The 25,262-nt window shown below is 67.6% G+C and carries 21 protein-coding genes; 11 read left to right on the top strand and 10 right to left on the bottom strand.

From position 1 onward, the window contains the following. Positions 1-10 precede the first annotated feature (10 nt). Positions 11-1,669 carry an adenylate/guanylate cyclase domain-containing protein gene (locus AC1RLW_RS11140; protein ID WP_493193097.1) on the top strand — a complete coding sequence of 553 codons (1,659 nt, stop codon included), beginning with the start codon at positions 11-13 and terminating at the stop codon, positions 1,667-1,669. Between the two features lie 117 nt (positions 1,670-1,786). Then, positions 1,787-2,143 (top strand): alpha/beta hydrolase, encoded by a 357-nt coding sequence (locus AC1RLW_RS11135; RefSeq protein WP_493193096.1) that lies wholly within the window; start codon positions 1,787-1,789, stop codon positions 2,141-2,143. Here the strand turns inward: AC1RLW_RS11135 and rtcA are convergent, their stop codons facing one another. The 5 genes from rtcA to AC1RLW_RS11110 all read right to left on the bottom strand — a co-directional run bounded on the left by rtcA (position 2,144) and on the right by AC1RLW_RS11110 (position 6,641). Next, positions 2,144-3,244, bottom strand: a complete 1,101-nt coding sequence (gene rtcA / locus AC1RLW_RS11130) for an RNA 3'-terminal phosphate cyclase (protein WP_493193095.1) — start codon at positions 3,242-3,244, stop codon at positions 2,144-2,146. 22 nt (positions 3,245-3,266) lie between these two features. Then, the gene (locus AC1RLW_RS11125) at positions 3,267-3,620 is read right to left on the bottom strand and encodes a zinc-ribbon domain-containing protein (RefSeq protein ID WP_493193094.1); all 354 of its coding nucleotides are present in this window, start codon (positions 3,618-3,620) and stop codon (positions 3,267-3,269) included. 60 nt (positions 3,621-3,680) lie between these two features. Continuing rightward, positions 3,681-3,968 (bottom strand): hypothetical protein, encoded by a 288-nt coding sequence (locus AC1RLW_RS11120; protein ID WP_493193093.1) that lies wholly within the window; start codon positions 3,966-3,968, stop codon positions 3,681-3,683. Between the two features lie 2 nt (positions 3,969-3,970). Then, complete coding sequence (locus AC1RLW_RS11115; RefSeq protein WP_493193092.1) at positions 3,971-5,191, bottom strand: RtcB family protein; 1,221 nt, start codon at positions 5,189-5,191, stop codon at positions 3,971-3,973. 298 nt (positions 5,192-5,489) lie between these two features. Then, positions 5,490-6,641 carry a slipin family protein gene (locus AC1RLW_RS11110; RefSeq protein WP_493193091.1) on the bottom strand — a complete coding sequence of 384 codons (1,152 nt, stop codon included), beginning with the start codon at positions 6,639-6,641 and terminating at the stop codon, positions 5,490-5,492. A 684-nt stretch (positions 6,642-7,325) separates the two neighbouring features. Here AC1RLW_RS11110 and rtcR point away from each other — a divergent pair. The 6 genes from rtcR to lhpI all read left to right on the top strand — a co-directional run bounded on the left by rtcR (position 7,326) and on the right by lhpI (position 12,496). After that, positions 7,326-8,945, top strand: a complete 1,620-nt coding sequence (gene rtcR / locus AC1RLW_RS11105; protein ID WP_493193090.1) for an RNA repair transcriptional activator RtcR — start codon at positions 7,326-7,328, stop codon at positions 8,943-8,945. Positions 8,946-8,958: 13 nt separating this feature from the next. Then, a complete protein-coding gene (locus AC1RLW_RS11100) occupies positions 8,959-9,504 on the top strand; it encodes a hypothetical protein (RefSeq protein WP_493193089.1) in 546 nt (181 codons plus the stop codon). A gap of 70 nt (positions 9,505-9,574) precedes the next feature. Beyond that, complete coding sequence (locus AC1RLW_RS11095; protein ID WP_493193088.1) at positions 9,575-10,114, top strand: 2'-5' RNA ligase family protein; 540 nt, start codon at positions 9,575-9,577, stop codon at positions 10,112-10,114. Beyond that, on the top strand, positions 10,111-10,683 hold the full coding sequence (locus AC1RLW_RS11090) for a 3'-5' exonuclease family protein (RefSeq protein WP_493193087.1): 573 nt from the start codon (positions 10,111-10,113) through the stop codon (positions 10,681-10,683). Before AC1RLW_RS11095 ends, AC1RLW_RS11090 begins: the two co-directional genes overlap by 4 nt. Beyond that, complete coding sequence (locus tag AC1RLW_RS11085) at positions 10,680-11,549, top strand: alpha/beta hydrolase (protein WP_493193086.1); 870 nt, start codon at positions 10,680-10,682, stop codon at positions 11,547-11,549. Before AC1RLW_RS11090 ends, AC1RLW_RS11085 begins: the two co-directional genes overlap by 4 nt. After that, the gene (lhpI, locus tag AC1RLW_RS11080) at positions 11,546-12,496 is read left to right on the top strand and encodes a bifunctional Delta(1)-pyrroline-2-carboxylate/Delta(1)-piperideine-2-carboxylate reductase (RefSeq protein ID WP_493193085.1); all 951 of its coding nucleotides are present in this window, start codon (positions 11,546-11,548) and stop codon (positions 12,494-12,496) included. The genes AC1RLW_RS11085 and lhpI overlap by 4 nt, the downstream gene beginning before the upstream one ends. 24 nt (positions 12,497-12,520) lie before the next feature. Here lhpI and AC1RLW_RS11075 read toward each other — a convergent pair whose 3' ends face one another. Beyond that, positions 12,521-14,734, bottom strand: a complete 2,214-nt coding sequence (locus AC1RLW_RS11075; protein ID WP_493193084.1) for a TonB-dependent receptor domain-containing protein — start codon at positions 14,732-14,734, stop codon at positions 12,521-12,523. Positions 14,735-15,038: 304 nt separating this feature from the next. Between AC1RLW_RS11075 and AC1RLW_RS11070 the strand changes: the two genes are divergently transcribed. Continuing rightward, positions 15,039-15,308, top strand: a complete 270-nt coding sequence (locus AC1RLW_RS11070) for a hypothetical protein (RefSeq protein ID WP_307589336.1) — start codon at positions 15,039-15,041, stop codon at positions 15,306-15,308. Between the two features lie 5 nt (positions 15,309-15,313). After that, positions 15,314-15,784 (top strand): hypothetical protein, encoded by a 471-nt coding sequence (locus tag AC1RLW_RS11065; RefSeq protein WP_493193083.1) that lies wholly within the window; start codon positions 15,314-15,316, stop codon positions 15,782-15,784. 56 nt (positions 15,785-15,840) lie between these two features. Here the strand turns inward: AC1RLW_RS11065 and AC1RLW_RS11060 are convergent, their stop codons facing one another. The 4 genes from AC1RLW_RS11060 to AC1RLW_RS11045 are packed head-to-tail and all read right to left on the bottom strand — an operon-like array spanning position 15,841 to position 23,327. Next, positions 15,841-16,686, bottom strand: a complete 846-nt coding sequence (locus AC1RLW_RS11060) for a fumarylacetoacetate hydrolase family protein (protein WP_493193082.1) — start codon at positions 16,684-16,686, stop codon at positions 15,841-15,843. A gap of 29 nt (positions 16,687-16,715) precedes the next feature. Next, positions 16,716-17,747 (bottom strand): TRAP transporter substrate-binding protein, encoded by a 1,032-nt coding sequence (locus AC1RLW_RS11055; RefSeq protein WP_062479843.1) that lies wholly within the window; start codon positions 17,745-17,747, stop codon positions 16,716-16,718. A gap of 38 nt (positions 17,748-17,785) precedes the next feature. Continuing rightward, positions 17,786-18,538 (bottom strand): 2-amino-5-chloromuconate deaminase CnbZ, encoded by a 753-nt coding sequence (gene cnbZ / locus AC1RLW_RS11050; RefSeq protein ID WP_062479841.1) that lies wholly within the window; start codon positions 18,536-18,538, stop codon positions 17,786-17,788. 52 nt (positions 18,539-18,590) lie between these two features. Further along, complete coding sequence (locus tag AC1RLW_RS11045; RefSeq protein ID WP_493193081.1) at positions 18,591-23,327, bottom strand: Ig-like domain-containing protein; 4,737 nt, start codon at positions 23,325-23,327, stop codon at positions 18,591-18,593. Between the two features lie 228 nt (positions 23,328-23,555). Between AC1RLW_RS11045 and AC1RLW_RS11040 the strand changes: the two genes are divergently transcribed. Next, positions 23,556-25,136 carry an ABC transporter substrate-binding protein gene (locus AC1RLW_RS11040; RefSeq protein WP_493193080.1) on the top strand — a complete coding sequence of 527 codons (1,581 nt, stop codon included), beginning with the start codon at positions 23,556-23,558 and terminating at the stop codon, positions 25,134-25,136. Positions 25,137-25,262 lie beyond the last annotated feature (126 nt).

The following is a 25,262-nucleotide window of genomic DNA, read 5'->3' as shown; positions in this document are numbered from 1 at the left end:
GAACCCGTTCATGGACAGACGTTCCCCTCCTTCCCCTTTTTTGCTGAGAACGCCGACACGGCGCAACCTCCGCTGGGCGAGCGGGCTGGTGCTGATGGCCTACATCACGGCGCACCTGCTGAACCATTCGCTGGGCATCGTCTCCTTCACCGCGGCCGAAACCGTGCTGCGCGGCGTGCAGAAGTTCTGGCACAGCCTGCCCGGCACGCTGCTGCTGTACGGCGCCGCCGTCACCCACCTCGTGCTGGCCGTGGCCGCGCTGTGGGAACGCCGCACCCTGCGCATGCCGCCGCTCGAAGCCCTGCGCGTGCTGCTGGGCTTTGCGCTGCCGCTGTTGCTGGCCACCCACCTCACCGCCATGCGCGGCGCCTGGCTGGCCTACGGCATCGAGGGTTCGTACGTGCGCGTGGTCTGGGGCCTGTGGGACCTGGCCGGCGCGGGCGCGCAGCTGGGCATGATGCTGGCCGCCTGGGCCCACGGCTGCCTCGGCCTGCACTTCGCCCTGCGCGTGCGCCCGCTCTACCGGCGCCTGTTCGCGCCGCTGCTCGCCGTGGCCGTGCTGCTGCCGGTGACCGCCGCGATGGGCTTCGTCTCGATGGGGCGCGAGTTCCAGTGGACCGGCGTGCCGCCCGTCGTGCTGCCGACGCCCGAACAGGGCCGCGCCCTCAACGCCGCCGAGACGAACCTCAAGCTCTACTACGCGCTGGCCTTGCTGGCCCTGCTCGCGGCCTACGCGGCGCGCAGCAGCCTGGCCCGGCGCGCGCGCGGCGCCACCGTGGCGCTGCGCTACCCCGGCCGCACCGTGCACGTGCCGCCCGGCTGGAGCGTGCTCGAAGCCAGCCGCTCGCACGGCATCGCGCACGTGTCGATCTGCGGCGGGCGCGCGCGCTGCTCCACCTGCCGCGTGCGCGTGGGCGGTGCGCCCGAACACATCGGCACGCCGGGCCGTGACGAGCAGCGCACGCTCGAGCGCGTGCGCGCCCCGCACGACGTACGTCTGGCGTGCCAGCTGCGCCCGCGCGGCAGCATCGAGGTGACGCCGCTGTTCGCGCCGCTGCCGCGCGAAGGCCGGCCCGCGCCGGTCGGCCGCTTCGGGCACGAGCGCGACGTGGCGATCTTGTTCGTCGACCTGCGGCGCTGGTCGGGCCTCTCGGAGCGGCAGTGGCCCTTCGACCTCGCCTACGTGCTCGACCGCTACTTCGCCATCGTGGGCGCCGCCGTGCGCGAGAGCGGCGGCGTGCCTAACCAGTTCATCGGCGACAGCGTGATGGCCATCTTCGGCCTCGAGAGCGACCTGCCCACCGCCTGCCGGCAGGCGCTGCATGCCACCCAACTCATCGGCGAGCGCATGGACGCATGGAACGTCGACTTCCAGGCCCAGTTCGGCCAGCAGCTGGACTTCGGCATGGGCCTGCACGCCGGGCGCGCGGCCGTCGGCGAAGTCGGCTACCTCGAGACCACCACCTTCACCGCCATCGGCGAAGTGGTCAACACCGCGAGCCGCCTGCAGGACCATTCCAAGACGGCCTCGGCGCGGCTCGTGGTCTCGCAGTTCGCGGCGCAGCAGGCCGGCGCCGAAGCAACGCTGGGCGAGGTCGACACGCTGAACGTGCGCGGGCGCTCCGAGCCGCTGGCCGTGATGTATTCACGCGCCGGGAAAGCGGCCTGAGCACCACCTGCCGGATTCGGTGCGCAAACGCACAGCGCCTTCCGTGATGCGGTTTCACACTGCAGCTTGTGGCAACGACGACTGTCCGCCGCCCACAGACTCAAGGGAAATCTCACCATGAACAGCAAGCAACTCCTCGCCATTTCCGCCGCCTTCGCCCTGCTGGGCACCGTGGGCGCGGCCCACGCCGAAACGTATGAAGGCGTGCACGCCATCACCTCGGCCGCCAGCCGCGCCGACGTGCGCACCGAAGCCGTCGCCGCCGCGCGCAACGGCAACGAATACTCCGACGCCGCCGCCGAAGGCACCGTCGCCGTGACCTCCACGCTCGACCGCCAGGCCGTGCGCGACCAGGCTGTGGCCGCTGCCCACAACCCGCTGCAAAGCCTGGACCGCCGCGCCTTCTACCGCGACGAAGTGCCCGCCGCCTACAAAAAGCCGGCCGTGAGCTTCACGCGCCAGGCCGGCCTGTAATCACGACGCCACCTGCACCCGCGCCGCGCGCGGGCCTGCGGCCTCGGTGATCGTGAAGCGCACCGGCAGGAAGCGCTCGATCACCGCGCAGTTCGTGCGCGTGTGCGGCGTCACTTCGCTGCAGGTGAACGCGCCCGACTGCCCCGGTTGCCGGAACACCGCCAGCGCCAGCAGCAGCGCCAGCTGATCGGCCAGGTGCGGCCCCACGGCCGCGTCCTCGTGCTTCTGGAACGCGCGCACCTCCTTCACGAGGCCGTGCGCCACCTGCTCCGCGCTCAGCGTCTTCTCGCCGAAGGCCGTGAACACCTCGGTGAGGTGGGCGTAGGCCAGCGTCACCAGCAGCGCATTGCCCGGACCTTCGTTCTGGCGCGTCGGCACCGTGCGCAGCTGCTCGGCTTCCACCGACCAGCCCATCGCCGTCCCCACCGTCTCAAGTTCGCGCGCCGCCACATGGCGCGGCAGGCCGGGCGCCAGGCACTCCGCATGGCCCGCGCGCAGCTCACCACGCGACAGCAGGTCGAAGGCCTGCAGCCGCGCGCCATCCGCCGCCGGCACGATCGTCGCGTCCACCTCGCCGCCACCGGCCGGATAGAAGCCGCAGCGGCGCAGCACGAGCTGCAGGTCGCCGCCGAGGCGACGCACCAGCGGCGCGAACGCACGCTCCAGGAAGTGGAACGGCGGCGCCATCGGGTTGTGCGTGCCGCCGCTCAGCCGCAGCCGGCTGACCTGGCCCGCGGGTTGCAGCAGCAGCGGCGGCAGCACGGTCTGCAGCACCAGCATGCAGCTGCCCGCGCCGGCGATCGCAAAACGGTAGTCGCCCGCGCGCACCGGCCCCGGCACGAAGCGCAGCGACTGCGAGCCCAGCTCGGCACCATCGACCTGCGCGCCGCTGATCTCCGCCGCCGCATGCACGCACGCGAGGTGCTGGCGCATCAGGCCCGGCTTGGCCCGGCCCGCGCGGATCTTCGCGATGGCCAGCGGCCGGCCCGTGACCATCGACAGTGCGAGGCCGGTGCGCAGGATCTGGCCGCCGCCTTCGCCTTGGGAGCCGTCGAGTTCGACGGCATCGAGTGCTCGTTGTTCTTCTTGTGCTTCCGTCATCGGGACACTTCTTTCTTTTTTTTCAGTCGTTTGTCGTTGTTCTTGTTCGCGCGGTTCCGAGCCGGCATGCGCGACAGCGCACCGCCGTGCTGTGGATGCTGCCGAGCGCCACCTCGTACCACCACTTCTGCTGCTTGGCCGTCCACACCTCTTGCGCGCCGCAGTCGCGGCAGGTGAACGCCTTGTCGACGTAGAAGGTGGGCAACGGTCCGTAGGTGTTGTTGTGCGCGGCCAGCAAGGCCGTGTCGGCCGCGACCATGCCTTCGGCGCGCAGCAGGCGTGCATCGGCCTGGCGCTGCTGCAGTGCCCCGGCGCGCGCGGCGCGTTCGAGGCGGTGCGCCTTGATTTCGGCGCGGCGTTGTTTGTTGCTTTTCATTTTTCTTTGAACCTCCGCAATACGTCGCTACGAAGGCAGGTCGGTCTCCCGATCCCCCTCCTATAGCTCTTCCACTGTCACGATACCTTCGCTCGCAGCGAGTTGAACGATGCTGCCCAACACCTGTCGCGCAAAGTCGGTATTCGCAAGCAGGCAGACCACAAAGCCATCCGCCTCGATGCTGACCACGGCCTGTGCCCATTCCGAAGGCGTCGAAGGCGGCGCCGGATAGAAATCCGCGCGCTCGCCCTCGACGTTCAGGTGACCGCCGATGCCTGCCTTCCTGCAGATGCCTTGCGCGACTTCGCGCGACGGCAGTGCGACCTTGACGCGGTACTCGATGCCCACGGTCAACCCTTCACACACACCACCTGCTTGAGCGTGTAAACCACCTCCACCAGGTCCTTCTGCGCCTCCATCACCGCGTCGATGTCCTTGTAGGCCATCGGGATCTCGTCGATCACGTCGGCGTCCTTGCGGCATTCCACGCCTTCGGTCGCAGCGATCTGGTCGGCGACGGTGAAGAGCTTCTTGGCCTTCGTCCGGCTCATCTTCCGGCCCGCGCCGTGGCTGCAGCTCATGAAGCTCTCGGGGTTGCCCTTGCCGCGCACGATGTAGCTCTTGGCGCCCATGCTGCCGGGGATGATCCCCAGCTCGCCGAGCTTCGCGCTCACCGCACCCTTGCGGGTCACGAGCACGTCTTGCCCGAAGTGCGTTTCGCGGCTCACGTAGTTGTGGTGGCAGTTCACCGCTTCCACGTGCGCTTCGAACGGCTTGGCGATGACCTTGCGCGCGGCCGCGACCACGCGCTGCATCATCACTTCGCGGTTCGCCCGTGCGAACTTCTGGGCCCAGCCCACGGCACGCACGTAGTCGCCGAAGTACTGGGCGCCTTCTTCGAAGTACGCCAGGTCCTGGTCGGGCAGGTTGCGCTGGTGCAGCTGCGCGTCCTTCTTCGCGAGTTCGATGAAGTGCGTGCCGATGGCGTTGCCCACGCCACGCGAACCCGAGTGCAGCATGAACCACACGGCGCCCGCTTCGTCGAGGCACACCTCGATGAAGTGGTTGCCGGTACCCAGCGTTCCCAGGTGCTTGTGGTTGTTCGTGTTCCTGATGCGTGGATGGTCCTCGCAGATCAGCTCGAACTCGTCCACCAGTTTCGCCCAGGCGGCGTCGGTTTCGTCGGGCGGGGTTTCCCACGAACCCTTGTCGCGGCCCATGCGCTTGGGGTTGCTTCCGTGCGGCACGGCCTTCTCGATCGCCGAACGCAGCGGGCCCAGGTTGTCGGGCAGGTCGCGTGCGTTGAGCGTGGTCTTGCAGGCCATCATTCCGCAGCCGATGTCCACGCCGACAGCGGCGGGGATGATGGCCTTGAAGGTCGGGATCACCGAGCCCACGGTCGCACCGATGCCGTAGTGCACGTCGGGCATGGCCGCGATGTGCTTGAACACGATGGGCAGGCGCGCGGCGTTCTCGAGCTGCTTTTGCGCTTCGTCTTCCACGGGCACGCCGTTCGTCCACATCTTCACGGGGACGCCGTTGGCGACTTCATGCAGTTTGTAGTTCGTCATTTTTCTTTCCTCTTCTCTCTATCTATTCTTCACACTCGTTTGGTGGACACGGCGGGATTCGAACCCGCATCAATACGGCGACCGTGGTGTTTGAATCCAGCGGCCCAGTCGACGATTGGAAACGCGCGCCAGTGACAGACCCGTCATCGGAGCCAGCACCTGCATCCTCAACCTTGCTCGTCAACCGACTTGCCCGCCGTACCTGGTCTTACCCAGGCTGCCGGCAATTTCAAACATTTTTGGCAGTGGCGCTCCCTTCTGTGCCTGCGTGCCCGTGCCTCTCTCTTTTCTCTACCGCTCAGGACCCGTTCGGCCGCAACGTCACGAGTCCGTTGAGCACCTGGTCCAGGCCGCCGACCACCGAGATCTTGTCGATGCGCTCGGCCACGCGTTCCAGCGTCTCGAGTTCCTTCATGCGCAAGGCGACGGGGTTGCCCTCCATCACCTTGGCGGTGTTCAGCAGCGAGCGCGTGGCCGCGGTTTCCTCGCGGCGGCGGATCACGTTGGCCTGGGCCGACTTCTCGGCCTCCACCACCTGCGCGAGGATGGTCTTCATCTCGCCCGGCAGGATGATGTCCTTCACGCCCACGCTCTCCAACACCAGGCCCGAACCCTCGAGCCGCTCGCGCACCTGCGCCAGCACCGTCTGGTCGATGGCGGACTTGTTCTCCAGCAGGGCGTCGAGCGTCTGCTCGCCCACCGCCGCGCGCAGACCGAACTGCAGCTCGCGGTACACATGTTCGGCCGGCTTGGGCATCTGCGCCAGGGCCTGGCGCACATCGGCGAAACGCCACACCGCCGACAGGTTCAGCCGCAGCCCCACCTTGTCGCGGGTCAGGATTTCCTGGCCGCTCACTTCGGCGATCTGCGAGCGCAGGTCCACGCTGGTCACGGCCACCTGCCGGTTGAAGCGCCAGAAGCCGTGGTTGCCCGGCGGCAGCAGCGCCTGCATCTGGCCTTCGAGGGTCAGCACGCCGGCGTGGAACTCGGGCACCTGCACCAGCAGCACGCCTTCGAGCCCCTGCACCGCACGCGGACGCAGCGCCACGCTCTGCAGCTTGGCCAGCAGCTCGGCCGGCAGGCGTGCATCGGCGGCCACGTCGATCACGTCGACGCGCTGCTCGCGCAGGCCGCGCCAGTAGAGCTTGCGGGTGGCGGGCGGCAGCACCTGCACCAGCACGCCGTCTTCATGGCGCAGGCCGACCTCGGTCTCGCCCAGCGACACCTGCACGAACTCGCGCTGCACCAGCTGCGGCTCGCGCGCCAGGAAGTAGTCGGCCAGTTCGTGGTCGAAGGCCGGCTCGGCCAGCGAGAAGCGCTCGAGCTGCACGGTGTCGAAGCCCGTGAACACGCGGTACTTGCCGGCGGTATACAGGCCCTCGAAATCGCCGTTGCGCAGCAGCAGCACGCGTTCGTTCTTCTTGACGGTGAATTGGGTGAATCCCAGCATTTTTTCTTCCTCTCTCTTCTTCTTCGTTGCGGTTGTCGTTCGTTGTTTGTCTGTGTTTCGTGTCGGGGCCCACGAAGGGCAGGCGGCGGGCACCGTGGCTTGCGAGGTCAGCAGTACAGCGGTCGACGGGTCGGTGCGGTGGCTACGCCATCGCCTCCTTCTGCGTCGATGGCTGCATGCGGTTCCTTGCAGAACGCGCGATGCGCAAGCCGCCTGCACTGGCACGGTGTCGCTCGGCCGGGCCCTGCCCTGCGCCTCGCTCCGGTGTGCCGGGGCGGTGGGGCTTTCGCCCCCATCAAAGCGGCGGTGCGAACACCGCCGAAGGTTGTTTGCGGGAATCGAACCCGCCACGCCGTGGGTTAGCACGGTGCTCCACCATGAGCAGACTGGATCAAGTCCAGTGACCAGCACAGTTCAACAGCGGCATACCGCGGACCCAAGAACAGGTCTGGCCTGCGGCACCGGGCCGCTTTCATGCGGCACCTGGGAGCGGATGAACTGCATCCGGACAGGTTCTCTATTGCAGCGAGCGTGCCAACTTGCGTGCACGGCGCCTGGAAACGCGGCGACGGCGATGCAAGTCATTGACCAGAAAGGGAAATTTCTTCTTCATCCGGTGTGACACGGCGCCTATCCCTTGCTAGCATTCGGATAATTTCTAGAAATTCAGCTAGTCTTTTATCCATGAAGCCCATCGTCGTCATCGGTTTCCTCGGCACCCAGCTCGATGCCGGCCAGGGCGCGGGCCGCTGGAACAAGTGGCGCCCCACGGTCTCGCTCGCGCAGCACGACGACATGGTGGTGGCGCGCATCGAGCTGCTGCACACGCGCAAGCACACGGCGCTGGCCGAGCTGGTGAAGGCCGACATCGCCGCCGTGTCGCCCGAGACACTCGTCAACCTCGTGCCCTTCGACCTCGAAGACCCGTGGGACTTCGGCGAGGTCTACACGCGCCTGTACGACTGGGCGCGCGCCTACCCCTTCCAGCCCGAGCGCGAGCAGTACTGGACGCACATCACCACGGGCACGCACGTGGCGCAGATCTGCATGTTCCTGCTGTCGGAATCGCGCGTGGTGCCGGGCGTGCTGGCGCAGACCTCGCCGCCGCGCAAGCAGCGTCAGGGCGACGCCGGCAAGGTCGCGCTGATCGACCTCGACCTGTCGCGCTACGACCCGATCGCGCGCCGCTTCGACGCCGACCAGCGCGACGCGGTCGCCTTCTTGAAGAGCGGCATCGCCACGCGCAATGCGCGCTTCAACGCGCTCATCGACGAGATCGAGCGCGTGGCCGTGCGCTCGCGCGCGCCGATCCTGCTGGTGGGGCCGACGGGCGCGGGCAAGTCGTTCCTGGCGCGCCGCATGTTCGAGCTGAAGCAGGCGCGCCACCAGGTGACGGGGCCCTTCGTCGAGGTGAACTGCGCCACGCTGCGCGGCGACGGCGCGGCGTCCACGCTGTTCGGGCACAAGAAGGGCTCGTTCACCGGCGCAGCGAGCGACCGCGCGGGGCTGCTGCGCACCGCGCACCAGGGCGCGCTGTTCCTCGACGAAATCGGCGAGCTGGGCCTGGACGAACAGGCGATGCTGCTCAAGGCCATCGAGGAAAAGCGCTTCTTCCCCGTGGGCGCCGACAAGGAAGTGGAGAGCGACTTCCAGCTCATCGCCGGCACCCACCGCGACCTGCGCCGCGACGTGGCGCAGGGGCGCTTTCGCGAAGACCTGTTCGCGCGCATCAACCTCTGGACCTACGACCTGCCCGGCCTCGCGCAGCGGCCCGAGGACATCGAGCCCAACCTCGACCACCTGCTGGCCCTGCACGCGGCCGAGAACCACCGCGTGGTGCGCTTCAACGCCGAGGCGCGCACGGCCTACCTGCGCTTTGCGCAGAGCAGCGAGGCAATCTGGCGCGGCAACTTCCGCGACCTCTCGGCGAGCGTGACGCGGCTTGCCACGCTGGCTGACGGCGGGCGCATCGCCGTCGCGCTGGTCGAGGCGGAGATCGCGCGGCTGCGCTGGCTGTGGAAGCACGAGGGCACGGGCGCCTCAGTGGCGGCGGACGATGAGGTCGACCTGGAAGCCTTGCTCGGCGAAGAGAAGTTCGCGGCGCTCGACCTGTTCGACCGCCTGCAGCTCGAAGCGGTGGTGCGCGTGTGCCGGCCGGCGCGCAGCTTGTCGGAGGCGGGGCGGCAGCTGTTCCAGGCCTCGCGGACGCAGCGCACCGTGGTCAACGATGCGGACCGGCTGCGCAAGTACCTGGCCAAGATGGGGCTGGACTGGGGCCGGATTTCAACGCTTGCGAAGCACTGAGGAGAACCTGTCCATGTTCGACTTCTTGAAGAAAGCCCCCAAGGAAGAGCCCGCCAGGAGGGCGTCGCCCGACCATTCCGCCGTCGAAATCAACGACGCCAGGTTGCGCACCGGCAAGGAACTGCGCGCGGTCTTGTACCTGTACGGGGACAGCACGTACATCGTCTCCTCGACCACGAGCATTGCCGAGACCGGCACGCCCATCGTGCTCGACGCATCGGCGCCCGACGACCAGATCGGGCTGGCCATCTGCGACAAGCTGCTGGATGCCTGGCAGCACGATCTGGGAGACCTTCGAGCTCACAAGCAGGACGATTGGCAGGTGCTCAAGGCCTCCGGCGCAAAGACCGGCAAGCAGTTCAACGAGAACGCGCTGTACATGGTCATCGAGACCATCAACAGCGCCATCCGCTTCCAGATGCGCTACCGGGTCACCCTGGAGCCGGACTTCCATGCAGGCGCCGTCTTGTCGAATGGGGTGGAACACGAACAGATCGGCATCACCGTCCGACGGCTGGTGGTCGCCGCGAAAGCACTGCGGGAGGCCGACTTCTTTTGAGGCAGGAGGGGCCTTCATCGCCGCGTTTTCCGGGAGCGAATCGGAGCATCGATGGGCTATCCTCCGCCCGATGCCCATCTCCGCATTCGCCGTGAAGGTTCCCGCGGCTGAAACCATCGCCGCAGACCTTCGCCGCCGCTTCGACCCCACCGTGGCACTCGGCGTGCCCGCGCACATCACGCTGCTCGTTCCTTTCATGGACCCCGCGTTGATCACCGACGAGGTGCTCGCCCGTGCGCGGCGCGTGCTGCAACGCACGGCGCCGTTCTCGTTCGTGCTCGGCAAGGTCGGACGCTTTCCCGAGACCGCTTACCTCGCACCGGAGCCCGCTGCGCCGTTCATCGAAATGACGCGCGCGCTGGTGAAAGAGTTTCCCGACTTCCCGCCGTACGACGGCGCGCACGACGACATCGTTCCGCATCTGTCGGTGGCGCATGGCAACGCGCTGCATGCGGAAGAAGCGGCCATCGAGTTGCAGGCGCGGCTGCTTGCATCGGGGCCGGTGCAGGCGCACTGCACGGAGGTCGTGCTCATCGAGAACGCGTCGGGGCGCTGGATGGACATGCATGTCTTCCCCCTCACCGACCCCGCGACGATCCTTCGCCCATGACCGAGATCTACATCAGCACCGACGTCGAAACCGACGGCCCCATTCCCGGCCCGCACTCGATGCTCAGCTTCGGCTCGGCCGCCTTTACGGCCGACAAGCAACTGGTGTCCACCTTCAGTGCCAACCTGCACACGCTGCCCGGCGCCGAGGCCGACCCCAAGACGGCTGCCTGGTGGCAGACGCAGCCCGAAGCCTGGGCCGCGTGCCGCACCGACCTGCAGGACCCGACGCACGCCATGAAGAACTACGTCGCGTGGCTCAAGGGGCTGAAGGCGCGGCCGGTGTTCGTGGCGTACCCGGCGGGCTTCGACTTCCTGTTCGTCTACTGGTACCTGATGCGCTTCGCAGGCGAGAGCCCGTTCAGCCATTCGGCGCTCGACATGAAGAGCTTCGCGATGGCCCTGCTGAAGATCGGCTACCGCGACAGCACCAAGCGCGCGATGCCGCGCCGCTGGTTCGATGCCGGGCTGCCGCACACGCACGTGGCGCTGGACGACGCCATCGAGCAAGGCGCCCTCTTCTGCAACATGCTCGCCGAAAGCCGGCGGGCCGGCGGATCGCAGGCATGACGACCACCACCGCCGCACCTGCTCGCCGCTGGTGGATGTCGCTCGCCGCCCTGCCCCTCTTCCTGCTCGGCGGCTGCGTGCAGTCGATGTTCTATTACCCCGACCGCGTGCGCTACGAAACGCCCGACGCGCTGGGCCTGCGCTACGAGAACGTGCGCTTCACCAGCGCCGACGGCACGCGCCTGAGCGGCTGGTTCATTCCCGCCGCGGGCCGGGCGGACCCGAAGACGGCGAAGGGCACGGTGGTGCATTTCCACGGCAACGCGCAGAACATGAGCAGCCACTGGCGCTTCGTGGCGTGGCTGCCCGCGCAGGACTACAACGTCTTCGTGTTCGACTACCGCGGCTATGGCGAATCGGACGGCGAGCCCGAACCCCGGGGCGTGTTCGAGGATTCGAACGCCGCGCTCGACCATGTGCGCGCCCGCGCGGATGTCGATGCGTCGCGGCTGTTCGTCTTCGGGCAGAGCCTGGGCGGCACGAACGCGATCGCCGCCGTGGGCTCGGGCAACCGGGCCGGCGTGAAGGCGGTGGCGATCGAGTCGACCTTCTATTCGTACCGCTCGATCGCCAACGACAAGCTGCCGGGCGCCGGCCTGCTGGTGCGCGACGACTACGCGGCCTCGAAATTCGTCGCGGCCATCGCGCCGATTCCGCTGCTGCTGATCCACGGCACAGCCGACGCGGTGATTCCGCACCACCACTCGCAGCGCCTGCTGGCCGATGCGAAAAAACCCAAGCAGCTGATCGAGGTGCCGGGCGCCGGCCACCTCGAGCCGATGGCGGCGCCGCGCTTTGGCGCCACGTACCAGCAAGCCCTCACCACCTTCTTCGACAGCGCCCCGGCGCTGCCTTCCCGCCCATGAAACACTTCGACGAAGCCGCCACCGCCGCACCCCTGGGTTTCGAGCAGCTGGTGCCCGCGTTGCACGCCGCCTTCGCGGCCGAGGCACAGGTGCCGCCGCGCCACGTGCACAGCATCGAGACCGGCGGCGACGCGGCCACGCGCGGCACGGTGCTGATCATGCCGGCGTGGAGCGACGCGGGCTTCCTGGGCATCAAGACGATCAACATCTTTCCGGGCAACGGCGCGCGCGGCCTGCCCGGGCTGCACGCGACCTACGTGCTGTACGACGCGCGCACCGGCGTGCCGCTGGCGATGATGGACGGCAACGAGATCACCGCGCGGCGCACGGCGGCCGCCTCGGCGCTGGGTGCTTCGTTCCTGGCCCGCACCGATGCGCGCAAGCTGCTGGTGCTGGGCACCGGTCGCATCGCGCGCATGCTGCCCGCCGCGCACGCGAGCGTGCGGCCCATCGACGAGGTGTGGGTGTGGAACCATCGGCCCGAGGGCGCCGAAGCGCTGGCCGAGCAATGGCGCAGTGAAGGATGGAACGCGCAGGCGGCCGGCACCGACCTCGAAGCGGCCGTGCGCAGTGCCGACATCGTGAGCTGCGCCACGCTGGCGACCACGCCGCTGGTGCGCGGCGAATGGCTCGCGCCGGGCGCGCACCTGGACCTGATCGGCAGCTTCACGCCCGCGATGCGCGAGGCCGATGTGCAGTGTTTCGACGGCACGCGCACCTTCATCGACACGCCCGAAGCCTTGCAGAAGGCCGGCGACCTGCTCGACGCGATCGCCGCCGGCACCTTGCGTGCCGACGCGGTGCAGGGCACGCTCGCCGAGCTGTGCCGTGGCGCGCGGCCCGGGCGCACGGGCGATGCCGAGCGCACGGTGTTCAAGGCCGTGGGCAGTGCGCTCGAAGACCTGAGCGCGGCCACGCTGGTGTGGCAGGCGCGCACGGACCCCTGAGGTCCGCGCGGCCCATCGCCGGCGTCAGAACGTCACGTTCGCCGACAGCCAGATCGTGCGTCCGGCCGGCGTGGTGCCCGCCACCGACGCACCGCCCTGGAAGTACTCGTTGACCCAGGCCGAAGTGCCCGCCAGGTTCACCTGCTGGAACTTGCGGAAGTCCTTGTTGAACAGGTTGTTGATGTTGGCGTTCAGGCGCACGTTCTTCGACACCTGGTAGGAGCCGCCGAGGTGGAACAGGTGGTACGCCTTGATGTCGCCCACCGCGCGGTAGATCGCCAGGTTGTTGCCCGTGAGGCGCGCCGGGTCGCCGGTGAAGCGCGGGCTCTTGCCGCGGTACTCGCCACGCAGCCAGAAGCGCCATTTGGCGTCGGGGTTCCAGTCGAGCTGCGCGTGCAGCAGGTGGCGCGCGGTGTCGGCCAGCTTGCCGTTCTTCACGCCACCCTCGACCACTTCGCTGTCGGTCCAGGTGTAGCCCGCCTTCAGGCCCCAGGCCTTGGTCAGCTGCACGCGGCTGCTCAGCTCCATGCCCCAGGTCTTGGCCTGGTCGACGTTGACCGAGTAGTTGGCGGTCGGGTCGACCACGCAGCTGGAAATGCGCGCCACGCTGCAGTCGCCGCCGCTGGCGATCTTGTCCTTCACCTTGTTGTGGAACAGGGTCGCCGAGGCGGTCAGGCCCTTCTGGTTGTTGAACAGCGCCGACAGCTCGGTGCTGGTGCTGGTCTCGGGCTTGAGGTTCGGGTTGCCGATGTTGAGCGTGGCGCCCTGGCCGCTCACGCCGCTGATGCCGTCGATCAGCTGGTTCAGGCGCGGCGCGCGAAAGCCCTTGCTGACGCCGCCCTTGAAGGTCCACTGCGGCGTGGCGTCCCAGACCAGGTAGCCGCGCGGGCTCACGTGGCCGCCGAAGGCGCTGTGATGGTCGTAGCGACCGCCCAGCGTGGCGGTGAGGCCGGGTGCGAGGCGCCATTCGTCTTCGGCGAACAGCGCCCACATGGTCTGGCTCTGCGAGCGCGGCAGCAGGCCGTCGACCAGCTTGGCGTCCCACCACTGGCCGCCGACGGTCAGCACGTGGGCGTCGCCCACCGGCGCGACGAGCTTGCTGTCGAGCACGAGGTTGGTGGTCTTGAGTTCGCGCGCGCGGCCGCGGTCGGCTTCGTTCAGCCAGTACACGGTGCGGCGGGCCGCGGCATTGCGCGGGATGGCGCCGCCAGGAATCGTGCGGCCGACGGTTTCGGTCGTGGTGTGCATCAGGCTGCTTTCCACCGTGCCGAAGCCCAGGCGCCCGGTGTGGCCGATGGCGACCTGGTCGCGGTTGAAGCGCAACGCGTCCAGATAGCCCGGCGGGTTGTTGCCGGTGCGGTTGGGCGCGGCGGCATCGCGCGTGCCCAGGCGCCCGTCTTCGTTGTCGTACCAGCTGCGGCCCGATTCCACGTCGAGCCAGATGTCGTGCTGGCGGTTGGGCGTGAGCATCAGGCGCCCGCCCACGCTGTGCTGGCGGCTCTCGGCGGGCGCGGGGTTGCGCGCCGTCGCGGGCTGCGCCTGGCCGGGAGCCAGCACCCAGTCGGCAGCTTCGCGGCGGTAGATGTTGCCGCGCAGGGTCAGGCCCAGCAGGTCGGTGGCCACGGGGCCGCTCAGGTAGACGCTGGAGCGCGTCTGCGAACCCCACTCGCTGTCCTGCGGAATGCCGGTTTCCATCGTCACCTGGCCGCCCCATTCGCGCGCCACCTTGCGCGTGATGATGTTGACCACGCCGCCCATGGCGTCGGAGCCGTACAGCGTGGACATCGGGCCGCGGATGACCTCGATGCGCTCGATGGCCGCCAGCGGCGGCATGAAGCTGGTGTGCGCGGCGCCGAAGCCGTTGGGCGTCACGTCGCCGGCCACGTTCTGGCGGCGGCCGTCGATGAGGATCAACGTGTAGTCGCTGGGCATGCCGCGGATCGAGATGTCCAGGCCCCCGGTCTTGCCGGTCGAGCCGCCCACGTCGATGCCTTCGACGTTCTGCAGCGCCTCGGCCAGGTCGCGGAACTGGCGCGTTTCCAGCTCCTGGCGCGTGATCACCGAAATGGACGCGGGCGCGTCCTTGAGTTCCTGCTCGAAGCCGGTCGCGCTGACGACGACCTCGCGCAGTTGTTGTTCAGCGGGCGTCTGGGCGAACAGGGCGGGAGAAAAAAGGGATGCGGCGGCCAGCGCCAGCACCGACGGACGCGGCCGACGGCCGCAACGCGAAAACAACATGCAAAAACTCCACGGGAAACGGCAGGAAAAACAGGGCCGCTCTCGGGATGCGTTGTTGTTGCGTACCAACTGATCAGCATCAATTCTATTGAGAATGAAAACAAATATTATTTGCATCCAGAACCACCGAAGGGACATTGCGAGAGGCCGATGGCGCTTCGTGTAGGCCCTGCTTCCGGCCACCCAGACAAACCCCATGTCAGCCGAAAGTTCATCTTGAATTCGGGGGCGGATACGTCATCTGGCGAATGGCAGCCCGCGAAGGGCGCTGTTACTCTGGAACAAGAAAAAAGAGAGGTCCGCCATGCTCACCATCCTTCAGAAAGCCGTGATCCTCGGGAAGGCCGGCGTCGACGTCCCGGCCCGTCCGCTGGACGACCTGTCGACGCCGATGGCGACCGGCTCGCCGGTGAAGGCGGAAGGCGTGTCGCAGAAGGCGCACGAATGGGCGCGGGCCGTCGAGACCCTGTACGTCACCTACGTCGCGGCGCGCGCCGCGAAGAGCCTGCGCGACGCCGAAGAGGCGCGGCAGTCGGCCATGCTGCGGCAACTGTCGGCCGCGGTGCAGGCCTGAGCACCATGGGACTGTTCGATTTCCTGAAGAAGAAAAAGCAGCCGGAAGCAGAAATGCCGTCGACCCTCGAGGCCGGCATGGCCTCGCAGGCGGAAGACTTCATCGGCGCCTTCTCGCAACCCGGCGCGCCCATCGACAGCACGGCGCTCGACTACTCCGAAGCCTCGCTGGTCCTGGTCGACCAGGTGCTCGAAGACTTCTTCCAGCAGCAGGCGCCCTTGCCCGACGACCTGCACTTTCTGGCGTCGGCCTATGTGTTCGAAACCGCACGCCGCGAGTTCGGCGGACGCTACCTGCGCGGCGACGACGACAACCCCTTCGTCCTCGTGATCGGCCCCGACAGTGCACAGGTCGGCGTCTGCGCCATGGCCAAGGTGCGCGGGCGCGCCGTCAACGGGCCGGAAGACAGCCTGGCGTTCTTCTACGCCGGCATCGCGCCCGTGGTGCAGCGCGGCGTGAGCGCCACGCTGGTCTGACACAGCGGCAGCAGCGGGCGCCTCACGGCCCGCTGCCGCCCCCTGCCACCTCCCCTTCAATCGAATTGCGTGGCGACCTGCCGCTGGGTGCCCAGGCCCTCGATGCCCAGCGTGACGACATCGCCGCCCTTCAGGTAGACCGGCGGCTTGAACCCCATGCCCACGCCGGGCGGGGTTCCGGTGGAAATGATGTCCCCCGGGCGCAGGCTCATGAACTGCGAGAGGTACGCGATCAGGTAACGCACGCCGTAGACCATGGTGGCCGTGGAGCCGCTCTGGCGCCGCACGCCGTTGACCTCCAGCCACATGTCCAGCTGCTGCGGGTCGGGCACTTCATCGGGCGTCACGAGCCAGGGCCCGATCGGTCCGAAGGTGTCGGCCGACTTGCCCTTGGTCCACTGGCCCTGGCGTTCGGTTTGAAAGGCGCGCTCCGACACGTCGTTGATCAGGCAGTAGCCCGCAACGTGGTCCATCGCATCCGCTTCGCTGACGTACTTCGCGGTCTTGCCGATCACCACGCCCAGCTCCACCTCCCAATCGGTCTTGGTGGAACCGCGCGGAATCTCCAGCACGTCGTTCGGTCCGCCGATCGCCGAGGTGGCCTTCAAAAAAACGATGGGCTCGGGCGGCACCGTGGCGCCGGTCTCGGCCGCGTGGTCCGAGTAGTTGAGCCCGATGCAGATGAACTTGCCCGAGCCGGCCACGCAGGCGCCGATGCGCGGGGCGCCTTCCACCAGTGGAAGGCTCTGCGGGTCCAGCGCGGCGAGGCGCGCCAGGCCGGCGGGCAGCAGCACCTCGTGTGCGATGTCGTTCACGTGCATGGAGAGGTCGCGCAAGCGGCCTTCTGCGTCGAGCATCGCCGGCTTTTCCTGGCCGACGGCCCCGTAACGCAACAGCTTCATTCGTCATTCCTTGGTGGTTGGTTGGCTGGCTATCTGGCGGCGCTGCTGCGTGCCTTGCCGAGCTCGGAGAACAGTTCCTGGGTCAGCGCCGGATCGATCTGCCTGACATGCTTGTCCGTGACCGGCGCGAGCTTCTCGCGCAGGCGCTCGCGCTCGGCGGCGGGGAACTCGGTCAGCACCATGCCCTGGCCCTTCAGGAACTCGGCGGCCCTGGCGTTGACGTCGCGGTTGGCGGCGCGCTGGAAAGGCTGCGTCTCCCGGGCCGCATCGAGAAGGATCTTGCGTTCGTCTTCCGACAGCTGCTCCCAGCGCTTCTTGCTGAACAGCAGCACCACGGGGTTGAACACGTGCCGCGTGTTGGAGCCGTACTTCTGGATCTCGTAGTACTTCGAGGCTTCCACCAGCGAGTACGGATTTTCCTGGCCGTCGACGGCCTTCTGCTCCAGCGCGGTGTAGACCTCGGGCAGCGGCAGCGGCGACGGGTTGGCGCCCAGCGCGCGGAAGGCATCGATCATCACGGGGATCTGCATCACGCGCAGCTTCAGGCCCTGCAGGTCTTCCATCTTCGCCACCGGCCGCCGGCTGTTGGTGACGTTGCGAAAGCCGTGCTCGAAGTAGGTGAGGCCGATCAGCCCCTTCTCGGGCAGCTTGTCCAGCAGCTTGCGGCCGACCGGGCCATCGAGCACGAAGTCGGCTTCCTTCTCGTTGTTGAACAGGAACGGCAGGTCGAACAGCGAGAACTCCCGGGCCATGCCCGAGAGCAGGCCCGGGATCGCCATCGTCATTTCCACCGTGCCGCCCTGCAGTGAGGCGATGACCGAGGCATCGCCGCCCAGCACGCCCGAAGGAAAGAGCTTCACCTTCATCTTGCCGCCGCTCTTCTTCTCGACGATCTCCGAGAAGCGCTGCGCCCCCATGCCCTGCGGATGCTCCTTCTGGTTCACGAAGGCGAACTTGAAGGTGCGCTCCTGGATGTTCTGCGCAGCGGCGAGGCCGGCCGCCAGGAACGCGCTCAGGACGAGGCAGGTGGCGGCCAGGCGATGCGGCAATTTCTTGGGCATGGGCATCTCGGTGAGAAGGTGTGGCGACCCGCGCGCGGTCAGACCGCGACGCGTTCGAACTGGACGCTGCGGCAATCCATCTCGTACTCGAGATCGACCACGGGCGGGCGGTTGTAGTGCCACGTGAGCCCGTGCCGCGCGGCACCGCGCTTGACGATCTCGTCGGCGATGAAGGGATGGATGTCGTGCACCGTGTACAGCTGGGAGCCCGTGGTGCTGGCCCAGGTGAAGCCCAGCGATGCCAGTCGGCGTTCCATTTCGTCGAGCACCCACTGCGCCTTCTTCAGGATGGCGGGCGGCGAGGTGTCGCCCAGGCGCACGGCATGGTCGCGGTAGTGCCCCTTGCCTTCCGGCGCTTCGGCGCTGCCGGCCACCACGAACGATGCCGCCGCCTCGGCGTCGGGCACGGTGTAGCTGAAGGCATGGAACGAGGGCTCCGACGGCGGCGACAGCGCGGGGCACACGTTGCTTCGCGCCACCGGGTTCAGGTCGCCGATGAAGATGCCCCACTCCTTCAACGTGCCCACGTAGAGGTTGTTGAACTCGACGAAGCCCTGTTCGGTGAACGGTGCCGGGGACCGCAGTTCACACGCGCAGAAGGCGGCCAGCGGGCGCGAGGCCTCCTCCAGGATTTCCTTGATGCGACGAAAGCCCTGCTTCAGGGGCAGGGGCTCCAGGAAGCGCACGCGCTCGATGCGAAACCCAGGTTCGGCGGCCACGCCAGCCGAGTACTGCTGGACGCCCGGAATGAACCGATAGCCGCCTGGGAGGGAGAGTTGGAGTGCCGACACGTGATTTCCTTTTTTGGAGAGCGAGAGAAAGAGAGAGAAAGAGCGCAGGAGCTCAGGGAATCTGGCTCCAGCGCTGGTTGGCCCCGCCATGGCAGGCGTAGGTGGACAGCGCCGTGCCCTGCGTGGTGGTCGAGCCGGGCACATCGAGGCACGCACCCGAAGACACCCGGTTGCGCAGCGTCGCCCCGACCACGCTCCACTGCGTGGCCGCGCCCGCCGTGCACGCCAGCTGCACCACCGGGCCGCCGCCGGCATTGGTGTTGCCCTGCGCCAGGCACAGGCCGCTGTGCTTCGCGACGAACTGGCTGTAGCCGCCGCTGCTGTTGACGGTGAAGGTCTCGTTGGCGCCGTTGCCGCAGGCCCACTGCACCACCGTGGCGCCGCTGGCCGTCGAGCCGCCCGACACGTTGACGCACAGGTTGTTGACCTCCGAGCGGATGCGCGTGTCGATCGCCGGAGCGGTGTCGAACGACTTCACGTACTCGCCGAGTGCCAGCAGGTCGGCCGCCGGCAGGCCCGAGGCATTGCCGTGGCCGCCCGCGAGCACGTCCTGCAGCGTGGCCTTCTGGCCGTTGTGGAAGAAGCTCGGGTTGCTCCAGGTGCCGTAGAGCGTCGGGGTGTCGAAGCCCACGCCAGCCAGCGGCTGGTTGCTGCCCTTGCCCGACGAGAGCTGGATGGTGCCCACGTCGTGCCGCAGACCGTCGCGCAGGCTGCCCGCCGTGTGGCAGGTCGCGCATTGCGCCGTGTTGAACACGGTCTGTCCGCGCACCGCGTCCACGCTGAGGTTGCCGTCCGCCGCGCGGGCCGGGCTGCGCATGTACTTGTTCAGCGAGTTCAGGTAGGCCGCGAGATCGTCGAGCTGCGCATTGCGGCCGGCCTTGGGCACGCCGAGCGGGTTGCCCGTGGCCGAGAAGTCGGCGTTGGTCAGGAAGCCCGTGCCGCCGAACTCGTTGCGGATGTCGTGCTCGAAGTCCTGCACCTCGTCGAAGTTGGCGGTCCAGTGCAGCTTGCCGTGGCCCGTGCCGCGCCGGCCCTGCAGGCTGATGGTGCGGCGCAGGCCCTCGCCGCGCTGCGTGAAGTCCCACACCATGCCGTCGTCGCTGCCATCGGCATGGCAACTCGCGCAGGACATGTAGTTGTTCATGCTCATGCGCCGGTCCGACGCGTTGTAGAACACCTGCTTGCCGCGCAGCGCCGCAGCCGCCATCGGTTCCTGCGCGACCGTGGTGATGTTCTGCAGGAAGGCCGGAGCAGCCGACTCCGAGGACAGCACCTGCGCCACGTCGTGCACCGACACCGAGCGCGCCAGGAAGTTGTTGACGTACAGCCGCTTGCGCGCCGCATCGAGGTACAGGCCGTGCGGCGCGCTGCTGGCGTTGATCTCGCCGCGCACCGAGCGGTTGTAGGCATCGACGATGGCGATGCGGTTGCCTTCCATCTGCGCCACGAAGATGTAGTCGCCGGCCGGCGAGTACAGCGCGGCGCGCGCGGGGGCGCGGTCGTTGAAGTCGAGCTGTTCGCTGAACACTTCCGCGGCCGTCTGCAGGTTCACCTGCGACAGGATGGAGCGCACGGTCTTGTCATGCTCCAGCGGCAGGCCGTCGCGGAAGGTGCCGCGCACGATGTTGTCCTTCTTCGAAGGCAGGAGCGCACGCGCGCCGTCGGGCGAGATCACCACCTGGCTCAGGTAGTTGGGCACGCCGCGCGATGCGGCCTCGGTGTCGACCGTGGTCGTGTCGACCGCCAGGGCGATGGTGGTGGCGGCGCTGAAGCTCTGCAAGTTCACCTTGTGCAGTTGGCCGCCCGTCATCTTCGACTTGAAGCGCGTCACGTAGGCCGATTGCGAACCCGCATCGACCGCAATGCCGCGCAGGCTGCCTTCCAGGGCGAGCGTGCCGGTGGCGGCGCCGGTGGTCGGATCGAAGCTGACCAGGGCCGACTTGCTCTCCAGCGTCAGCAGGCCCTTGGTGCCATTGGGCGTGAAGACGACGCCGTACGGGCCGCTGCCGTAGGCCAGCGGCACCGTCGTCGACAGCGTGCCGTCGGCCGCGTTGAGCGCCACCAGCTTGTCTTCGCCCTGCACCGTGACCCAGATGCGGCCGTCGGGGCCCACGGCCAGCGTCTTCGGTTCGTCGCCCACGCGCACTTCCCAGCGCTTGGCGAAGGTCTCGGCATTGATGGCCGCCACCGTGCCGCTGTCGGGGTTCACCGAATACACCGAGTTCGCATCGCCCGCGATGTTGGTCGTGTGCGTCGGCGGCGCCGCCGTGACGGGTGCGATCACCGTGAGGTTGTAGGTGTAGAAGGTCTCCTGGCCGTTCGCGGCCTTCACCGTCAGCGTCACGGTGTAGTGGCCGGGGCTGCTGTAGGTGTGCGTGACACCGGGTTGCGAGGCGTACGTGCTCTGCGTGCCGTCGCCGAAGTTCCAGCGGAACTGCGCGCCGGTGGCGCCGAGCGTGGCCGGGTTGAAGCTCAGCTGGCCGTTGACGATCTTCGGTGCGCCCACGATGCCGGGATCGCCGATCACGGCCTGCGCCCGCAGCGCGGCCACGTCGGTGTCGCCGAGCACGCGGCCGTACACGCGCACCTCGGCCAGCGTGCCCTTGAAGAGTGCGGCGTTGCCCTGGATCTGCCCCAGCAGCTGGAACTTGGTCGACAGGCCCTTGGTGCCGGTCGGCCCGGTCGAGGTGGTCTTCACGCCGTCGACGTACACCGCCTGCGCACCCGAAGCCGCGTCGCGCGTGAGCACCACGTGGTGCCAGTTGCCATCGTTCACGGCGCTTTGCGAGCGCGTGCCCGCGTGGTCGCCCACCGACAGCTTGATGTTGCCGGTGCTGTCGAGCCAGCCCCAGAACACGTCGTCCACGCCCGGTGACTGGTCGCGCCCGAAGATGCCGGGCGCGGTCCACGAGTTCGCACCGCCGGCCTGCGTGGTCTTCATGTAGAAACTCAGCGAAGCGGTGCCGCCCAGCGTGGTGGACACGCTGTCGTTCTTCAGTTGCACGCCCGTGGTGCGGTTGGCGAAGTTCAGGCCGATGCTCTCGAAGGCATCGCCGGTGGCGGGCGTGCCGTTGTTGGCGCTGATCTGGTCGCCCAGGTTGCCCGTCAGCGCCCAGTGGTGCATCAGGTTGATGTCGTTGGCGTTGCCGGTGTTGAAGGTCGAGCGGTAGTCGGCCGCGATGGCGTTGCCCGCATAGTCCTTCAGGCCATTGGCGGGCAGGAACACCTCGTAGGCGGTGCCCGGCTGCAGCGGCTGCGCGGGGTGGAAGTTGACGATGCCCAGCTGCACGCTGTAGGTTCCCGCCAGCGTGTTGCCGCCCACCGAGCGCACGATGAAGGTGTTGGCGTTCACGCTCTCCGGGCGGATGCTGTCGGTCATGCCCAGGCCGATGCGCGAGGTGAGGGCCTGCTGCTTCGCACCGTTCACGGGCGAGACCTGCTTCACTTCGGGCTTGGTGGTGTCGGGGTCCACCGCATGCACGATGAAGCCGCTGCCCGAGCCGTGGTCGTTGCCGACGTAGATCAGGTTGCCGAACGGCGACACCTGGCCATGGTCGGAGCTCGAGAAATCGGGGTGCGTCGTTGCGAACAGTCCGCCGCGCCCGACCTCGACGTGGTTGAGCGGGTTGCTCACATCGACCTTGTGGATGTAGTTCTGCGCGCCCTGGAACACGAAGTTGTCTTGCGTGCTGCAGTACAGCTGCTGGTTGATCACCAGCCGGTTGTCCTCGGCCACGAAGCGCGAGCGGTCGCTCAAGTCGTAGCCGTACATCTTGCCGCCGCTCTCCTGCGCCGAGGCGTAGACCTTCTTGCCGTCGAAGCAGGTGGAGTAGTAGCTGGCGGTGGACCCGGAGACGGTGTCGAGCACCTTGGGATTCAGCGGGTCCGAAATGTCCAGGCTGGCGAAGCCGCTGGTGTTGGTCATGGACGTCAGCACCATGTGGTTGCCCATGGTGAAGATCGGCCCCACGCGAAAGCCGCCGAGCTCGCCCGTCGGTATCGGGTTGGGCTTGCCGGCGCCACGGTTCGCGAGCACTGCGTTCGCGGGGTCGGCGGCGTCGATGACGAACACGCCCTGCTCCGCCGCCGCCACGTACAGGTAGGGCGCCTGCCACCACAGCTGCCAGCTCACGTTGTTGTAGTCGCCCTTGTTGACGTTGGGCAACACCAGCTTCTTCACTTGCTTGACATCGTTGATGTCGGTGAAGTCCCAGAATTCCACGCCGAAGACGCTGGGCACGGCGACGTACTGCTTGCCGCCGATGCTGGCGATGCCGATGGAATGCGGCTCCCTCAACTCCTTGGTGCGGCCGTCCGGCTCGTAGATGCGCTTGACGAGCCGCAGGTTGCGCGGATCGGAGACGTCATACAGCAGGAAGCCCCCGGGGCCCAGCCCACCGTCGGGCGTGAACGTCGTCAGGAAGTAGCCGTTGATCATGAGGCCCACGTTCTGGCCGTAGTGGTACTTGGTGTACCCGGCGGTGGGGTGCGTCACGCTGCCCCCGGGGATCTTCGGCACGTCGGCGCCGGTGCCGGCTCCGACGCCGGTGTCCACCTCTTCCTTGATCATCGAGATGGGTTTGAACAGCTCGGCCTGCGTGTAGGTCAGGTTGCCCAGTCCGGGTCCTTGCAGCGGCAAGGGATCGGCCACCAGGTCAGCGGCCGCGGAGGCCATGCTGGTGGCGGCCTTCCTGATCGTGTCCAGGGGGTTCACCCCGGTGATCGCCGCATGCGTCAGCAACGCACAGCCGAACAGAAAACCTACCGCAAGAACTTTCTTGGTGCTCATTTTCATCCTCGCAAATTCGATCGGACGCCATCTTTCGGTGGGAAAAGATTCGACCGGAATCTAGCAGCGGATGCGTGCGCGAACGGCATTGAATTTCGAAGGGAGGGTTCGAATATTTAGATCATTGCTCAGGGTAAATGGTGATGTTTTGGCATAGGTTGTGCTTCAAAGTTCGGGCCTGAAAAAAGTGAATTCATTGCCCACCGATCGCCCATGAAGGAACACCCCATGTCTCACGCCGGTCTTGTTGTCCAGCGCCTGCCCCGCCTGTCCAAGCGCAGCCTGCTGGGCGCTTCGCTGCTCGCGATGCTGTGCACCACGCTGCCCCACCATCCAGCGCATGCGCAGGGCCCTCGCAACTTCGCCACGCTGGCGATGGTGGCCGAGCCGCAGACGCTCGACCCGATGGCCTCCACGGCCGACCTGGTCGGAACCATCATGCAGCACGTGTACGAGACGCTCTACACCTTCGACGCCAAGTGGAACGTGGTGCCGATGCTGGCCGAGGGCATGCCGAAAATTTCGGCCGACGGCAAGACCTACGCGATCACACTGCGCAAGGGCGTGGCGCTGCACAACGGGCGCGAGCTCACTGCGGACGACGTGGTGGCCAGCCTGCAGCGCTGGATGGACCAGTCGCCGCGCGGCAAGGCCGTGGGCAAGGAAATCGAGAGCCTCAAGGCCAAGGGCCCGCTGGGCGTGGAGATCGTGCTGAAGGCGCCGTACGCGCCGCTGCTCTCGCAACTGGCTTTGCCCAGCAATGGCACCGCCGCGATGATGGCCAAGGAATCGATGGCCTCGCCGCTGAAGGACTTCGTCGGCACCGGCCCCTACAAGTTCAAGGAGCGTCGCCCCGACCAGTTCGTGCTGCTCACGCGCTTCGACAAGTACAGCGCGCGCAAGGAACCTGCGAGCGGCTACGGCGGCAAGCGCGAAGCGGTCATCGAAGAATTGCGCTTCGTGCCCGTGCCGAACGCCAGCACGCGTGTCGAAGGTGCACTCGCGGGCCAGTACGACTTTGCCGACCTGCTGCCGGTGGAAGCGCTGCCGCGCCTGGAGAAGGCCAGTGGCAAGACGCTGCCGATCATCACGCCCGCGTTCGGTTTTCCGCTGGTGGTCTTCAACACCAAGGAAGGTCCGCTCGCCAGCCAGGCCGTGCGCCAGGCCCTGCAGACGGCGATGGGCCAGGGCGAGATGCTCGCGGCCGGCTTCGGCGACACGCGCTTCTTCATCGCGGAAGCGAACCACTTTCCCAAGAGTTCGCCGTTCTACTCGGCGGCGGGCACCGACCAGTACAACCAGCGCAACGCCACCAAGGCGAAGGACGCCGCGGCCAAGGCCGGCTACAAGGGCGAGCCGATCCGCGTGCTCACCAGCCGCCAGTACGACTTCCACTACAACATGTCACTCTTGATGGCCGAGCAGCTCAAGCGCGCCGGCTTCAAGGTCGACCTCAACGTGGTCGACTGGGCCACGCTCACCCAGCGCCGCAACGACCCGCGGCTGTGGGAAATCTTCATCACCCATTCGGGGCTGTTCCCCGAGCCCATGCTGTCGCCGCCGCAACTGGGCGACGGCGCGCCCGGCTGGTGGGACTCACCCGCCAAGAAGGCCTCGCTCAGCGCATTCAATACCGAGAGCGATCCGGCCAAGCGCGGCGCACTGTGGGGCAAGGTGCAGCAGGTGGTGTACGACGAGGTGCCGTACATCAGCGTCGGCAAGTTCAACGCCCTCTCGGCCAAGAGCCCGGCACTGGACAACTACCAACCCACGAACTGGCCCTTCTTCTGGAATGTGAAGATCAAGTAGGAGGCGCGCTTGTTCCGTTTCATTGCCTCGCGCTTCGCCGGCATGCTCGTCGTGCTGGCGCTGGTGGCCGTGCTGGTCTTCGTGCTCACGCGCGCCGCCTCGGGCGACCCGATCTCCGTGCTGCTG

This window comes from Variovorax sp. GW822-FHT04A09 (assembly GCF_058801005.1).
The sequence above is the reverse complement of the archived record's forward strand: the minus strand, read 5'-3'. Positions and strand labels throughout refer to the sequence as shown.

What these genes read in the sequence shown, in the direction of transcription:
- lhpI (WP_493193085.1), top strand. Translation starts at nt 11,546, where the DNA reads ATGAAACACTTCGACGAAGCCGCCACCGCCGCACCCCTGGGTTTCGAG.
- AC1RLW_RS11040 (WP_493193080.1), top strand. Translation starts at nt 23,556, where the DNA reads ATGTCTCACGCCGGTCTTGTTGTCCAGCGCCTGCCCCGCCTGTCCAAG.
- AC1RLW_RS11140 (WP_493193097.1), top strand. Translation starts at nt 11, where the DNA reads ATGGACAGACGTTCCCCTCCTTCCCCTTTTTTGCTGAGAACGCCGACA.
- AC1RLW_RS11125 (WP_493193094.1), bottom strand. Translation starts at nt 3,620, where the DNA reads ATGAAAAGCAACAAACAACGCCGCGCCGAAATCAAGGCGCACCGCCTC.
- AC1RLW_RS11055 (WP_062479843.1), bottom strand. Translation starts at nt 17,747, where the DNA reads ATGCCCAAGAAATTGCCGCATCGCCTGGCCGCCACCTGCCTCGTCCTG.
- AC1RLW_RS11095 (WP_493193088.1), top strand. Translation starts at nt 9,575, where the DNA reads ATGCCCATCTCCGCATTCGCCGTGAAGGTTCCCGCGGCTGAAACCATC.
- AC1RLW_RS11090 (WP_493193087.1), top strand. Translation starts at nt 10,111, where the DNA reads ATGACCGAGATCTACATCAGCACCGACGTCGAAACCGACGGCCCCATT.
- AC1RLW_RS11075 (WP_493193084.1), bottom strand. Translation starts at nt 14,734, where the DNA reads ATGTTGTTTTCGCGTTGCGGCCGTCGGCCGCGTCCGTCGGTGCTGGCG.
- rtcA (WP_493193095.1), bottom strand. Translation starts at nt 3,244, where the DNA reads ATGACGGAAGCACAAGAAGAACAACGAGCACTCGATGCCGTCGAACTC.
- rtcR (WP_493193090.1), top strand. Translation starts at nt 7,326, where the DNA reads ATGAAGCCCATCGTCGTCATCGGTTTCCTCGGCACCCAGCTCGATGCC.
- AC1RLW_RS11115 (WP_493193092.1), bottom strand. Translation starts at nt 5,191, where the DNA reads ATGACGAACTACAAACTGCATGAAGTCGCCAACGGCGTCCCCGTGAAG.
- AC1RLW_RS11060 (WP_493193082.1), bottom strand. Translation starts at nt 16,686, where the DNA reads ATGAAGCTGTTGCGTTACGGGGCCGTCGGCCAGGAAAAGCCGGCGATG.
- AC1RLW_RS11110 (WP_493193091.1), bottom strand. Translation starts at nt 6,641, where the DNA reads ATGCTGGGATTCACCCAATTCACCGTCAAGAAGAACGAACGCGTGCTG.
- AC1RLW_RS11135 (WP_493193096.1), top strand. Translation starts at nt 1,787, where the DNA reads ATGAACAGCAAGCAACTCCTCGCCATTTCCGCCGCCTTCGCCCTGCTG.
- AC1RLW_RS11100 (WP_493193089.1), top strand. Translation starts at nt 8,959, where the DNA reads ATGTTCGACTTCTTGAAGAAAGCCCCCAAGGAAGAGCCCGCCAGGAGG.
- AC1RLW_RS11085 (WP_493193086.1), top strand. Translation starts at nt 10,680, where the DNA reads ATGACGACCACCACCGCCGCACCTGCTCGCCGCTGGTGGATGTCGCTC.
- AC1RLW_RS11045 (WP_493193081.1), bottom strand. Translation starts at nt 23,327, where the DNA reads ATGAGCACCAAGAAAGTTCTTGCGGTAGGTTTTCTGTTCGGCTGTGCG.
- AC1RLW_RS11070 (WP_307589336.1), top strand. Translation starts at nt 15,039, where the DNA reads ATGCTCACCATCCTTCAGAAAGCCGTGATCCTCGGGAAGGCCGGCGTC.
- AC1RLW_RS11065 (WP_493193083.1), top strand. Translation starts at nt 15,314, where the DNA reads ATGGGACTGTTCGATTTCCTGAAGAAGAAAAAGCAGCCGGAAGCAGAA.